15 protein-coding genes are annotated in these 13,472 nt (G+C 50.9%); 7 read left to right on the forward strand and 8 right to left on the reverse strand.

What is annotated here, in order from left to right; all coding sequences use genetic code 11:
• Positions 1-46: 46 nt before the first annotated feature.
• Positions 47-868 carry a 3-deoxy-8-phosphooctulonate synthase gene (gene kdsA, locus KJS94_RS02500; RefSeq protein ID WP_214447175.1) on the reverse strand — a complete coding sequence of 274 codons (822 nt, stop codon included), beginning with the start codon at positions 866-868 and terminating at the stop codon, positions 47-49.
• 250 nt (positions 869-1,118) lie between these two features.
• On the opposite strand from kdsA, the gene KJS94_RS02505 reads away from it, so the two are divergent.
• Positions 1,119-2,066 carry an L-threonine 3-dehydrogenase gene (locus tag KJS94_RS02505; protein WP_214447176.1) on the forward strand — a complete coding sequence of 316 codons (948 nt, stop codon included), beginning with the start codon at positions 1,119-1,121 and terminating at the stop codon, positions 2,064-2,066.
• An 820-nt stretch (positions 2,067-2,886) separates the two neighbouring features.
• Positions 2,887-4,116 carry a peroxiredoxin family protein gene (locus tag KJS94_RS02510; protein WP_239804262.1) on the forward strand — a complete coding sequence of 410 codons (1,230 nt, stop codon included), beginning with the start codon at positions 2,887-2,889 and terminating at the stop codon, positions 4,114-4,116.
• Between the two features lie 9 nt (positions 4,117-4,125).
• Here KJS94_RS02510 and KJS94_RS02515 read toward each other — a convergent pair whose 3' ends face one another.
• The 7 genes from KJS94_RS02515 to KJS94_RS02545 all read right to left on the reverse strand — a co-directional run bounded on the left by KJS94_RS02515 (position 4,126) and on the right by KJS94_RS02545 (position 8,909).
• The gene (locus KJS94_RS02515) at positions 4,126-4,395 is read right to left on the reverse strand and encodes an acylphosphatase (RefSeq protein ID WP_214447177.1); all 270 of its coding nucleotides are present in this window, start codon (positions 4,393-4,395) and stop codon (positions 4,126-4,128) included.
• A 2-nt stretch (positions 4,396-4,397) separates the two neighbouring features.
• Positions 4,398-4,811 carry an RrF2 family transcriptional regulator gene (locus tag KJS94_RS02520; protein ID WP_214447178.1) on the reverse strand — a complete coding sequence of 138 codons (414 nt, stop codon included), beginning with the start codon at positions 4,809-4,811 and terminating at the stop codon, positions 4,398-4,400.
• 53 nt (positions 4,812-4,864) lie between these two features.
• The gene (gene dapB, locus KJS94_RS02525) at positions 4,865-5,581 is read right to left on the reverse strand and encodes a 4-hydroxy-tetrahydrodipicolinate reductase (protein ID WP_214447179.1); all 717 of its coding nucleotides are present in this window, start codon (positions 5,579-5,581) and stop codon (positions 4,865-4,867) included.
• 111 nt (positions 5,582-5,692) lie between these two features.
• Complete coding sequence (locus KJS94_RS02530; protein ID WP_214447180.1) at positions 5,693-6,337, reverse strand: DUF5683 domain-containing protein; 645 nt, start codon at positions 6,335-6,337, stop codon at positions 5,693-5,695.
• A gap of 2 nt (positions 6,338-6,339) precedes the next feature.
• Positions 6,340-7,257: a ParB/RepB/Spo0J family partition protein gene (locus KJS94_RS02535; RefSeq protein ID WP_214447181.1), complete on the reverse strand. Its 918-nt coding sequence runs from the start codon at positions 7,255-7,257 to the stop codon at positions 6,340-6,342.
• A 90-nt stretch (positions 7,258-7,347) separates the two neighbouring features.
• On the reverse strand, positions 7,348-8,187 hold the full coding sequence (locus tag KJS94_RS02540; RefSeq protein ID WP_214447182.1) for a ParA family protein: 840 nt from the start codon (positions 8,185-8,187) through the stop codon (positions 7,348-7,350).
• A gap of 38 nt (positions 8,188-8,225) precedes the next feature.
• The gene (locus KJS94_RS02545) at positions 8,226-8,909 is read right to left on the reverse strand and encodes a metal-dependent hydrolase (RefSeq protein ID WP_239804263.1); all 684 of its coding nucleotides are present in this window, start codon (positions 8,907-8,909) and stop codon (positions 8,226-8,228) included.
• Between the two features lie 120 nt (positions 8,910-9,029).
• Here KJS94_RS02545 and KJS94_RS02550 point away from each other — a divergent pair, with 120 nt between their 5' ends.
• From KJS94_RS02550 to KJS94_RS02570, 5 genes are all read left to right on the forward strand, one after another.
• Positions 9,030-9,530, forward strand: a complete 501-nt coding sequence (locus KJS94_RS02550; protein ID WP_214447183.1) for an NADPH-dependent FMN reductase — start codon at positions 9,030-9,032, stop codon at positions 9,528-9,530.
• A gap of 11 nt (positions 9,531-9,541) precedes the next feature.
• Positions 9,542-10,792, forward strand: a complete 1,251-nt coding sequence (locus tag KJS94_RS02555; protein ID WP_214447184.1) for a metallophosphoesterase — start codon at positions 9,542-9,544, stop codon at positions 10,790-10,792.
• A gap of 173 nt (positions 10,793-10,965) precedes the next feature.
• Positions 10,966-11,559, forward strand: a complete 594-nt coding sequence (locus tag KJS94_RS02560; RefSeq protein ID WP_214447185.1) for a porin family protein — start codon at positions 10,966-10,968, stop codon at positions 11,557-11,559.
• 73 nt (positions 11,560-11,632) lie between these two features.
• Positions 11,633-12,445: a 2,3,4,5-tetrahydropyridine-2,6-dicarboxylate N-succinyltransferase gene (locus KJS94_RS02565; RefSeq protein WP_214447186.1), complete on the forward strand. Its 813-nt coding sequence runs from the start codon at positions 11,633-11,635 to the stop codon at positions 12,443-12,445.
• Between the two features lie 63 nt (positions 12,446-12,508).
• Entirely contained in the window at positions 12,509-13,432 is a 924-nt protein-coding gene (locus KJS94_RS02570) for a DMT family transporter (RefSeq protein ID WP_214447187.1), read from the forward strand.
• The last annotated feature ends 40 nt before the right edge of the window (positions 13,433-13,472 follow it).

A 13,472-nucleotide genomic window follows, 5' to 3' on the forward strand; every position in this document is an offset into this window, starting at 1 on the left:
ACTTTTGCTTTTAGCGCGCCTTAGCTGCCTTAAAATGCAATTGGTCTTACAGGACTGCTTTTCTGATCCTTACCAGTTCTTGCAGGAGTCCTTCCAACTTGTCGAGGTGGAGCATGTTGGCGCCATCGCTGAGGGCTTTGGAGGGATCCGGGTGGGTTTCGATGAACAGGCCATCGGCACCGGAGGCAATGGCTGCCTTGGCGATGGTGCCGATCAGTTGGGGATTACCCCCTGTTACACCGCTGGTTTGGTTAGGCTGCTGAAGGCTATGGGTACAATCCATCACCACTGGTACACCATGGGCCTTCATCCAGGGAATATTGCGGTAGTCCACTACCAGGTCCTGGTAACCAAAGGTGGTGCCTCTTTCAGTAAGAATGATCTTGTCATTGCCCGCTTTGCGGATCTTTTCAACGGCAAACTTCATGGCCGGGCCGCTGAGGAACTGTCCCTTCTTCACATTGATCACCTTGCCGGTCTCGGCAGCTGCTACCAGCAGGTCGGTCTGGCGGCAAAGGAAGGCCGGGATCTGCAACACGTCGGCATACCGGGCCGCGGGTGCTGCTTCATCATGGGCGTGGATATCAGTGGTGGTAGGCAGGTGGAAGGCCTGGCCGGCCTTCTGCAGCAGGCCCAGACCCAGTTCATCACCCAGCCCCGTGAAAGAGCTGGCACTGGTCCTGTTGGCCTTGCGGTAAGAAGATTTAAAGATATAGGGAATGCCCAGGTTATGGCAAATGGTCTTCACCTTGTCAGCCACTTCCATCAAAAGCTCTTCACTCTCGATCACACATGGTCCGGCTATCAGGAAAAAACTATTCTCGTCATAGGTCTGCCTCTTAAAGAGGTCTTTCAGAAATTGTTCCATCCCACAAAATTACGCATTATAGGCTTTCAGGAAGTTTCCACTGCAAAGGACCCGCCGGAGCGGATAAATTGGGACCGCTAACCGGTATCGGGGACTAACAGGGTAGCCAATGCGAAAAAGAGTCCACTGGCCTAAGGATAAACATTTACGCACACGATTGAATCGCCTGTATTATACATTTTCGGCATAGCGGTTTTTTCAATTCCCGCATTTTCAACTTAGGTTTGCAGTCCCCAAAATGCGTGCTATTATGATGAGAGAAAAAATCCTGGTGATCGGTGCCTGCGGACAGATCGGTGTTGAATTGACCCTGGCCCTGCGCAAGATCTACGGTAACAATAATGTGGTCGCTTCCGACCTGCGGGAAGAGAATGACCTGTTGAAGGGCACGGGACCCTATGTGTCCCTCGACGCCCTGAACAAGGAGATGCTCCATGTGCAGGTGATCCGCCAGAACATTACGCAGATCTACCTGCTGGCGGCCATTCTTTCCGCTACCGGTGAGAAGAACCCCAACCTGGCCTGGCACCTGAACATGCAGAGCCTCCTGAATGTATTGGATATCGCGAGGGAAGAAAAACTGACCAAGGTGTACTGGCCTTCCTCCATCGCTGTTTTTGGTCCCACTTCCCCCAAGCAAATGTGTCCGCAGCAAACGGTCATCGAACCCACCACCGTGTATGGCATCAGCAAGTATGCTGGTGAGTTCTGGTGTAATTATTATAACCACCGTTACGGGGTGGATGTGAGGAGCCTTCGCTATCCGGGACTGATCAGTTATAAGTCTGCTCCGGGCGGTGGCACCACGGATTATGCCGTGGAGATCTACCACGATGCCCTGGAAGAAGGCCAGTACAAGTGCTTCCTGAAAGAGGATACCTACCTGCCCATGATGTATATGCCCGATGCCATCAGGGCTACGATCGAACTGATGGAAGCACCGGCTGATAAGATCTCTGTTCGTACCTCCTATAATATCGCAGCCATGAGTTTTTCACCTGCTGAGATCGCTTCCAGTATCCAAAAACACATTCCCGGTTTCTCCATCAGCTACGAACCCGATTACCGCCAGGCCATTGCCGACAGCTGGCCACAGAGCATCGATGACAGCGTTGCCCGCAGCGACTGGGGTTGGAAGCACGATTACGACCTCGACAGGATGACGGCGGATATGCTGGTGAATTTGAAGGAAGGCTGAGAGGAGGGGAGGATGAGAAGATGTGGACACCCCCTCCGCTTCGCTACGAGGGCACGGTGTGGAAATGTGAACACCCCCTCCGCTTCGCTACGAGGGCACGGTGTGGACATGAAATTTTACGCCAACCATTATTTATACGGAATACGGCCTTCGCTAGCGCGAAGGCTTTTTTGTGCCCGCATTATTACCTCAGCAGGGTCTCCCGAAGGGGACCCCGATGGAATGAAATGTGCGATGCAATTCAATCCTGCGCCGCTGTTGGGTGTTATCACCAACAGCTTGTAGACGTCAACCTATAGCAATCTCAAGGTGTTTAATGAGTGTATACATGCTAACCTCAGCAGGGGCTCCCGAAGGGGACCCTGATGTATAATCGCCGAAATAATCATTGCATCCAATCGCTCAATAGTTCTTCCAATCACCTGTTGGTCATAAGACACAACGGGGGCGTCGGGGGTGTTAAGCATTTTCACCTCATAGTGGTACTCTCTAACCTCAGCAGGGTCTCCCGAAGGGGACCCTGATGTATAATCGCCGAAATAATCATTGCATCCAATCGCTCAATAGTTCTTCCAACCACCCGTTGGTCATAAGACACAACGGGGGCGTCGGGGGTGTTAAACATTTTTATCCATAGTGGTACTCTTCAAGAGTCCCCAATAAATTCTCATCCAACTATTCATCAGGGTCCCCTGCGGGAGACCCTGATGGGGAGAAAAGTGTAAAGGCCACACCTTGTCTGCCGAAGCTTCAGCGTAGGCAGATTTTCACATTTCCACATCCTTCCATTCCCTATTTTTGTCCATCACATCAATAGACTATGCGTAAAGGAATTTTATCCGCCCTGCTGATCGGTTTTTCTTTCTCCCAAACAAGTGCACAGCAACTGGCCACTGGTATGTGGAAGGCACAATTGTTGCGGGAGGACGGCCATCATATCGTTTTCAACTTCGACCTGCGATATGAAAAGAAGCAGCCCTTTATCCGCGTCCATAACGCGGAAGAACGTTTGGAGGTGAGGTCAGTTAAGACCAGCGGTGATTCCGTATTCATCGATATGCCTTTTTTCGAATCTTCGTTTAAGCTTGCCCGTCAGGCCGACGGATCCCTGAAAGGCATCTGGGTGAAGGGGACTACAGGCGCCGATGTGGTGATGCCATTTGAAGCCCGTCCGGGTAATGAATCCCGATTCTCCCAGAAAGGCATCGATGGGGCAGGGCTCAACGGCAGGTGGGAGATGAGTTTCATCCGCAAGAACGGAACCTCACGACCAGCCATAGCCGAACTGTCCTCAAAAGGTACTCAGCTAACGGGCAGTATTCTCACCCCAACCGGCGACTATCGTTACCTCGATGGGGTTACCACCGGTGATAGCATCTTCCTCTCCACTTTCGACGGCAGCCATGCCTATCGTTTCGAGGCGGCATGGAAAGGTGACCGCATTGAAGGCGGCGTATTCTATTCCGGCCCGGTATTCACCGAGTCCTTTAGCGCGGTCCGTAATGATACGGCCAATCTGTCCATGGATGCTGTTTCCATTTTCCTGAAGCCCGGCCAGGACAGGCTAGACTTCCGTTTCCCTGACCTGGACGGTAAAATGGTAGGCATCAACGATGGACGATTCCGTAATAAGGTGGTAGTGGTGCAACTGATGGGATCCTGGTGTCCTAACTGTATGGATGAGACCAATTACCTGAGCGACTATTACAAAAAGAACAAAAAGCGGGGCGTAGAAATGGTCTCCCTTGCCTACGAGTACAGCACAGACCCCATTCGTTCCCGCAATAGCCTGAAGAAATTCCAGCAGCGCTTTGATGTGCAGTACCCCATGCTCATTACGGGGGTTACCAGTTCCGATACACTCCGGACAGAAAAAACCCTACCGCAGCTGACCCCCATCAAATCCTTTCCCAGCACCATCTTCATCGGTAAGGACGGCAGGGTGAAAAAAATCCATGGCGGTTTCTTTGGCCCGGGTACCGGTGAACATTATACGAAATACAAGCAGGAGTTTGAAGAGACGATCAATACCTTGCTGGAAGAGGAGTGAGGTGTTGGATCAACGCTGGATGGAAAACTCAGGAAAATCCTGTAAGGGCATTGCAGTGATATCGATTTGGGTAACCTTAGCCAGGAGGGGGCCTTTTTTGCACCATTGCACCAGTTCATCCAGTTGCTCATTGGTGCCGGAAGCGATCACTTCCACATTCCCATTGTCAAGGTTCCGGACAAGGCCTGTCACCATCAGGGAGCGGGCATGCTGGCAGCAATAGTATCGATAGCTGACACCTTGTACCTTACCCCATATTTCGATGCGGATGGTTTGCATGTTCAGGAACTGAAAGCAAGGTCAGCAACGGTCTTGTTTTCCAGGATAGCCAGGCTGGCATCACGAACCTCAGCCATTACATGGTTCAGGCCACAAGTCACCTCATCGCAGTCCTCACATTTTTTATAGAAGTTCATACTAACGCAGGGGAGAAGGGCAATGGGTCCATCCAGCAACCGCATTACTGTAGATAGTTTGATCTGGTTGGGTGGAATGGCGAAGAAATAACCGCCACCCTTACCTTTCTTGCTTTCCAGCAAGCCGGCCTTGCGCAGGTCCAGCAGGATGCTTTCCAGGAACTTGAGCGGTATATTCTTTTTCTCGGCGATATCGGAGATCAATACCGGTCCGGATGCTGCATGCTGGGCAAGATAAACAAGGGCCTTAAACCCATACTGGCTCTTTTTCGATAACATGGCTTAGCAATTCTTCTCTGACAATGATACAAAACTTAGGCCTGGCTTTTTAATTAAAATCCAAGCACATCCTTCATACTGAAAATACCTTTCTTGTTGCGGATGTATTCCGCTGCCAATACGGCCCCGGTGGCAAAGCCGGTGCGGTTATGGGCCGTGTGGATGATCTCGATATCGTCAATGGCGGAATGGTATTTTACCTTATGGGTACCGGGCGCCGGGTCGATCCTTTCGCTGATGATCTCGAGTTCCTCCGGATTGTCGCTGATATGGTTCACCCAGGTCTTCTTCCTGCCCAATGTGGCCAGGATCTGTTCGGCAAGGGTTACGGCCGTACCGCTGGGGGCGTCCTTCTTTTCGGTATGGTGGATCTCCTCCATGCTCACTTCATAAGTGCCATGCGGGGCCATCAGCTCTGCCAGCCTTTTGTTCAGCTCGAAGAAAATGTTCACGCCTACACTATAATTGGATGCATAGAGAAAAGCACCCTGCTGGTCCTTGCAAATGGTTTTCACCTCCTCGAATTGATCGAGCCAGCCGGTAGAACCGCAAACCACGGGTACGCCCCATTCCAGCAATTGCTTAACGTTGGCGAATGCACTGTGCGGACTGGTGAACTCAATGGCCACATCTGCCAGGACAAGGTTTTCACGGGTGAATTCATGGGCATTGGTGATATCGATCCTCAAAACGATCTCATGGCCTCTTTCCAGGGCAATGGTTTCAATGGCCTTACCCATTTTACCATAACCAATCAGTGCAATTTTCATGTTTCTGCTATTTTCCATCCGCAATATACTCCATTTAAAAGGAAGACTTCTTCCACAATGCCCAAAGCCCTTCGTGATACTTGGTGTCTTAGAGCCTTCGTGGCCCCAGAATTATCTCGTGAAAGTCACGACCTGCCTGGGTTTGGCCTTGTGGATGTCGAAGACGAGCCCTATGCCCGCCATATTACCACCCGATGGGGTAGCCGGGATCATGGGCTTGATGCGCATGCTGAGGTTGGGGCTGACATCAAAGTCCTTGAGGTGCGCATCAACAGATGCGTCCAATACGTTCAATCCCCAGAATAATAAAAAGAAGAGGACAGAGTAGTCAATATTTTTCCGGTATTCGGCCCTGTAATTGCTGAGCGAGTTCTCCGCACCTGCCTTTACAAAGGGCTTCAGGTAATCCGCTACATTTTCATAGTTGGCCGTATCGTTGTTCACCAGCACCTTATAAGCAAAGTTCACCTCGTTATAGGTCTGGATATTATCGTAGATAAGGTAGCCCGTGATCCCTAGCGCTGTATAAACGATGGGGATCTTCCAGTATTTACGGTTATAGGCCTGCCCCCATCCGGGAAGGATCGCTGAGCGTATGGCGGCTTTCTTCGGGGAATGGGGCTTCTTTACAGCGGTATCCATTGGGGCAATAGTTGCTGTTGCAGCAGGAGAAGTGCGTACACTACTGTCCTGTTGCGCCAGGGAAGCCAGGAAGCACCCTGTCAGCAGAATGATGGTGAAGAGAAATCGCCTCATGCTTAATTAGCCGTAACACCCATGGCTTCCAGTAACTTGTTGAGTTCCTGGATGGAATAATAATCAAAAGTGATGCTACCATGACCTTTCTTGTTATGGTTCAGCTTCACCCGGGTGCTAAAATGCGACGCTAAATTATCTTCTATTTTCTTATAGGCGGGCGGTAAACTGGATTTTGCAGCATTTTTAACAGCGTTGCCGCCTTCTTTGTACACTTTTCTTACCAGTTCTTCGGTTTGGCGAACCGACAGCCCCTTCGACCTGATCTCATTGAAGATATAGAGCTGCTTGTCCACCACATCCACATTGATCAATGCCCTGGCATGCCCCATACTGATATCGCCATTGCGGACGGCCACCTGGATATCAGGCGGGAGTTTCAACAAGCGGATATAATTCGCGACCGTGCTCCTTTCCTTGCCCATCCTTTCAGCCACCTGTTCCTGGGTATGGTTGAGTTCGTCCATCATCCGCTTATAGCTCAGCGCCACTTCTATGGCATTGAGGTCTTCGCGTTGCAGGTTCTCCAGCAGGGCCAGTTCCAGCAACTGCTGGTCATTGGCCTGGCGGATATAGGCGGGAATATCTTTCAGCCCGGCGATCTTGGATGCCCTATACCTCCTTTCACCGGAGATCAGCCTGTATTTGCCGGTAGGCAGCTTGGAAACAGTGATGGGCTGGATGATATCATGCAGCTTGATAGAGGCAGCCAGTTCATTCAGGGCGGTCTCATCAAAATGATGACGGGGCTGCTTGGGGTTGGTCTCGATCTGGTCGATCGGGATACGCATGATGCCGGTAGCGGCTTCCACCACCTGCGGCTTCAACTGGCCGGAAGTATTCTTCAGGTCAGCATCAATATTCTGCAACAAGGAACGGATTCCTTTTCCTAACGCTTCTTTTTTATTGGGGTTGTTCATGTGGTCTATCGTAAAAGGTGAATGGTCATTGGTGAACCTTCCCGTTGCCGGGTAAATTCTTGTCCACTATTGTCCATCTTCCAGTGTGAATCAATTTTCTTCCATTTCTTCCTTATCGCCTTCGCCTTCGGTCTCAAATACCCGGTCTTCCTGGTTGATCTTGGTCATATTGTTCTTCTGCAATATCTCCTTGGCCAGGTTCAGGTAGTTGACAGAGCCCTTGCTGTAGGCATCGTAAAGGATGACCGGCTTACCCACAGATGGCGCTTCACTGATACGGGTGTTCCTATGGACAATGGTATTGAAAACCAGTTCGTCGAAATGGCGCCTTACCTCGTTCACCACCTGGTTGCACAAGCGGAGACGGCCATCGTACATGGTCATCAGGATGCCCTCGATCTGCAAGTTGGGGTTCAGCCTGTTCTGGACGATCTTGATGGTATTGAGCAGTTTACCCAGACCTTCCAAGGCGAAGAATTCCGTTTGAACCGGAACGATCACGGAATTGGCTGCAGTCAGCGCATTCACCGTGATCAGGCCCAGTGAAGGGGAGCAATCTATGATGATAAAATCATATTCGTCCTGTACCGGTGCCAGGATACCCTGCAGAACCGTTTCGCGGTTGGGGTAATTGATCATTTCGATCTCGGCACCCACCAGGTCGATATGGGAGGGAACCACATCCAGGTGCGGGATATCAGTTTTCAGGATCACATCCTTGATCGGCGTGGCATTCACCATGCAATCGTAAAGGCTCTGGGTAATATTATGCAGGTCGAAGCCCACGCCCGTAGTGCTGTTTGCCTGTGGGTCAGCATCTACCAGCAGGGTGCGGTATTCGAGCACGGCAAAACTGGCTGCCAGGTTAATGGCAGTGGTGGTTTTGCCTACACCACCTTTCTGATTTGCTACGCCAATGATTCTAGCCATAAATGAGTTCCTCTTTCTATTGGTTTTCAGGGTTCGGATCAAATAGTGATGCTTCCGCCAATGGTTACCAGGGTCAGCTTCCTGCCGCCATCAGCAAAGGTCTTAATGGCCTGCTCATGGTCGATCTTGATAAAGCCGAAGGTATCATAGTGGACGCCGATCACCTGTTGGCACTGGATCATTTCAGCGCAGGCCAGGGCATCGGCAGCATCCATGGTAAAGTTGTCGCCAATTGGCAGAACGGCAAAATTAAGTTTTGCCCACCGGGGAATCAACTGCATATCCAGGGTCAGGGCGGTATCGCCACTGTAGTAGAAATTGCCGGCATCGGAATACACGATGAAGCCCATGGGGTTGCCGCCATAGCTGCCATCGGGCAGGCCGCTGCTGTGCTGGGCCACCACGCATTTTACCCGGAAATCACCAAAATTCCAGCTGCCGCCGGTATTCATGGGATGGGTATTGGTTACCCCATTCTTATTCAACCACTCATGGATCTCCCAATTGGTGATCACTTTTGCACCTGTGCGCTGGGCAATGGCAATACAATCCGCGATATGGTCGGCATGGCCATGGGATACCAGGATATAGTCGGCCGGTACACTGTTGACATCTACCTGCTTAGCCAGTTCATTATAGGTGATGAACGGGTCGAAAAGCAGGTGTTTCCCGTTGATGGTCACGGAAAAACAGGCATGTCCATAATAAGTGAATTGCATCATGTGTGTGTCCTTTTGAAGCTAAGGACAGCAAAAATAACGTTTCCCTTTAAAAATCAGGGAACAAAGCGACTTGGGTGGTGTTAATGAATCACAGAATTTTACAATCAGAATTTATTCGGCATGTATACGATCATTTCCGGTACCAATAGAAAAGGAAGTAATACCATCAAGATCGCGGAACAGTACAGGCAATTGCTGTCCAGGAAAGGGATAGAAGCCAACTTGGTGTCACTGGAAGGACTGGAGGTGACCTCCCGCAACCCTGACCTGGTGGAACTGGAAAAAAGCATCCTGGTACCCACCCAAAAGTTCATCTTTGTAACCCCGGAATACAATGGCAGCATCCCGGGGGTCCTGAAATGCCTCATGGACAGCAGCGATATCCAGCCGACCTGGTGGGGAAAGAAGGCCCTGCTGGTAGGGGTGTCAACAGGAAGGGCAGGCAACCTGCGGGGCATGGAACACCTGACCGGTATCCTGAATTATTTAAAGGTGGTGGTGCACCCCAATAAACTGCCGATCTCGGTAGTGCATGTCATCCTGAATGTGGATGGCACCATCAAAGATGAGCTGACCCTCCAGGCCATCGACCACCAGTTGGAGGAATTTATCCATTTCTAAGACCTATTCTTATGCGACGTACCGGTTTTCTTTGGGTGATCATTTTCATTTTGCTGGTCCTGGATACCTATATCTTCCAGGCCCTGAAGCATGTTACCCAACCCATGGCCAATAAGACCCGGACCATTGTGCACACCTTGTACTGGGTGGTTTCGGTCTTCACCATTATTACCCTTATCGCCCTTCCTTACCTGCAGAATGCGAATATCCCCAAGGCCTTGAGGACCTACCTGTTCGCTACGGTGGTAGGCCTGTTCTTTGCCAAGCTCATCGCGGTGATCTTCCTGGTGGTGGATGATGTGAGAAGGGGGATGATGTGGACAGTAGGGAAACTGTATAGCAATCCATCTGTACCTGTCTCCGAAAGTTCGGATGGTATCACCCGTTCCACCTTCCTCAGCTGGATGGGCTTTGCTGCAGGCGGAACCTTGTTTGGCTCTTTGCTCTATGGCTTTACCAATAAATACAATTACCAGGTCAAGAAAAAGCAGTTGAGCTTCCCCAACCTCCCTGCCAATTTCCATGGGTTGAAAGTGGTGCATATCAGCGATATCCATTCAGGGAGCTTTACGGATAAATTGGCCGTGGAAAAGGGTATCCGGAAGATCCTGGACCTGGAACCCGACCTCATTCTCTTTACCGGCGACCTGGTGAATGACCGGGCAGTAGAGATGGATGAGTACAAAGAACTCTTCAGTAAACTGAAGGCGCCCATGGGGGTGTACAGTACGTTGGGTAACCACGATTATGGCGACTATTACCAGTGGGGTTCAAAGGAAGAAAAGATGGCCAACCTCGAGGCCCTGAAAAAGGTACACGAAGAAATGGGCTGGCGCTTGCTGATGAACGAACATGTAGTGCTGGATCGCGATGGCCACCAGATCGCCTTGCTGGGTATTGAGAACTGGAGTGCCAAAGGCAATTTCCCCAAGTACGGTAAATTGAAGGAAGCCTACGAAGGCGCGCAACACCATCCCTTCAAGATACTGATGAGCCATGACCCCAGTCACTGGGATGCGGAAGTTCGGTTAGGCTATACCGATATAGACCTTACGCTGAGTGGCCATACGCATGGCATGCAGTTCGGTGTGGAATTACCAGGCATCCGCTGGAGCCCTGTACAATACATGTACAAGCAATGGGCGGGATTGTATGAGAACGGCAGGCAGAGGCTCTATGTGAACCGTGGCTTCGGTTTCATCGGCTATCCGGGCAGGGTGGGGATCCTTCCTGAGATCACGGTGCTGGAGTTGGTGGGGTAATTGTTTAGGCCACGAAGGCACGAAGACACTAAGATGCACTAAGACGTCTTCGTGTTGCTTCGAGCCTTAGTGTCTTCGTGGCGAAAAGAACACCAACTATTTACGATACAATTAACATCGCCATTTTCGTGTTGGCATAACAGTTGGGAAATAATAAGCAAAACCAACGCAATATGAAGACTACTCTAATGGGCATGCTGCTCCTCTTGCTCGGCAGCACCTGCGTAAAGGCACAAGGTTTCCACCTGGGTATCAAAGGCGGCGCCAATATCACCAAGGTAGATGGTAAAGCCATGAGCGAAGAATTCAATTATGGCTATAACCTTGGCGGTTTTGCAGAGATCGGCCTCGGCAAGAAATGGCTGCTTCAGCCGGAAGTGATGTTCAACCAGTACACCACCCAAACGGGAACCGACTTCGAAGACATTTTCAACAATGCCCTTCCCGGATCCAATGAAACCAAAGTGAAACTGAATTACCTGTCAATCCCTGTGTTGCTGGGTTACCGGCTGACCGATTGGCTGAGCCTGAATGCAGGCCCACAATTCGGTATCCTTATGAACAGCGATAAGAACCTTTTTGAGAATGGCGAAGACGCATTCAAGAATGGTGCGGTATCCCTGGTGGGCGGTGCCCAGGTCAATATTGGCGCCTTCCGCTTCAGTGGCCGTTATTTCACCAACCTTAACGATATCAATACTGCCGAGGTGAGCAATCCCTGGCAGAACAAAGGATGGCAGTTGAGTGTCGGCATCAAGATATTGTAATATCTATCCCTCATCAATTTTTTTGAAGCCCTTCATTGGAAGGGCTTCTGTATTTTAGCGAAAATTTTTCGCAATGTCTTTACAGCAATCGATACAGGAAGCCTGGGCCAACCGGGAATTATTAAAAGAGAACAACTATCGTCACGCCGTGCGTGCCGTGATAGAAGAAGTGGATAAGGGCCGCCTCCGTGTGGCTAGCCCGGAAGGGGATGGCTGGGTGGTGAACGAATGGGTGAAGCAGGCCATCCTTATGTACTTTGGTATCCAGACCATGAAGACCTGGGACCTTCCCCCGTTTGAGTTCTACGATAAGATGGAACTAAAGAAAGGCTACGAAGCACTGGGTGTACGTGCCGTTCCGCATGCGGTTGCCCGTTATGGCGCATTCATCGCGAGGAATGTGGTGCTGATGCCCAGCTATGTGAATATCGGTGCCTATGTAGATGAAGGTACCATGGTAGATACCTGGGCAACTGTTGGCAGTTGTGCACAGATCGGCAAGGGTGTACACCTAAGTGGTGGTGTGGGTATCGGCGGTGTGCTGGAACCCTTGCAGGCCGCTCCTGTGATCATTGAAGACGGCTGCTTCATCGGTTCCCGTTGTATTGTGGTGGAAGGCGTAAGGGTAGAGAAGGAAGCCGTGCTGGGCGCCAATGTAGTGCTGACCCAGAGCACCAAGATCATTGACGTGAGTGGTCCTGAGCCCATTGAATACAAGGGAAGGGTGCCGGCCAGGAGCGTGGTGATCCCCGGAACCTATGCCAAGAAATTCCCTGCAGGCGAGTACAATGTGAGTTGCGCGCTGATCATTGGCCAGCGCAAGCCCAGTACCGACCTCAAGACCAGCTTGAATGACGCGCTGCGTGACTTTAACGTAAGCGTATAACCGAAATAATAACAACAATTGTGAACATGGCCCGGGCAAATGCCAGGGCCATTTTGCTCCTATATGGCAACCACTACCCGTCAACAGGTCACCCTCGCAGGACTGCTGCTCACCCTTTCAGGGGCTATCCTCTTTTCTACGAAAGCCGTTATGGTAAAACTGGCTTTCCGGGATACCCATGTGGATGTGGTGGTATTGCTGGCCCTGAGGATGTTGTTTGCCCTTCCTTTTTATCTCGGGGCCGTGTGGATGACAAGGGGCAAGGAGCTTACACCCCTTACGCGGCAACAATGGCTGAAGGTGATAGTACTGGGATTAATGGGCTATTACCTGAGTAGTCTATTCGACTTTATTGGATTGCAATACATCACGGCCGGTTTGGAGCGGCTGATCCTTTTCCTTTACCCCACCTTTACGGCCCTGATCAATCATTTTGTATTTGGGCAGCGATTGTCAAGGACCCAGCGTTTTGCCCTGGCCCTGACCTATGCGGGGATCCTTTTTGCGTATGTGGGGGAGATCGAACTGGCGGGTGCAGGTAAAGGTTTTGTGGAAGGAAGCCTATGGGTCTTTGCCTGCAGCATCACCTACGCGATCTATATCGCAGGAAGCGGCCGGATGATCCCGCAGGTGGGCGTGACGAGGTTCACCGCCTATGCCATGTTATCGGCAACGGCCGGGGTATTCCTGCACTTTTTGCTGAAGGTAGATACAGCAGCCATTAGCATCACCGGGACACAATGGGGTTATGGGTTAATGCTGGGGGTGATCGCAACGGTACTGCCCTCCTTCATGGTGTCGGCGGGTACCCAACGAATCGGGGCCAATAATGTGGCGATCATATCGAGTATCGGTCCGATCTCTACGATCTTACAGGCCTGGGTATTCCTGGGGGAGACCATCCACTGGCCGCAGGTAGTGGGGACTATTTTGGTAGTGGCAGGCGTGGTGGCCTTGGGTTGGAAACGCGGCTTGGTTGAGAAATAAAAAAATATGTAGCAACTCTTGGTGCGAATAATTTGCTTCG

Origin of the sequence: Flavihumibacter rivuli, from assembly GCF_018595685.2 — a bacterium.
In the GTDB taxonomy this organism is placed as follows: Bacteria; Bacteroidota; Bacteroidia; order Chitinophagales; family Chitinophagaceae; genus Flavihumibacter; species Flavihumibacter rivuli.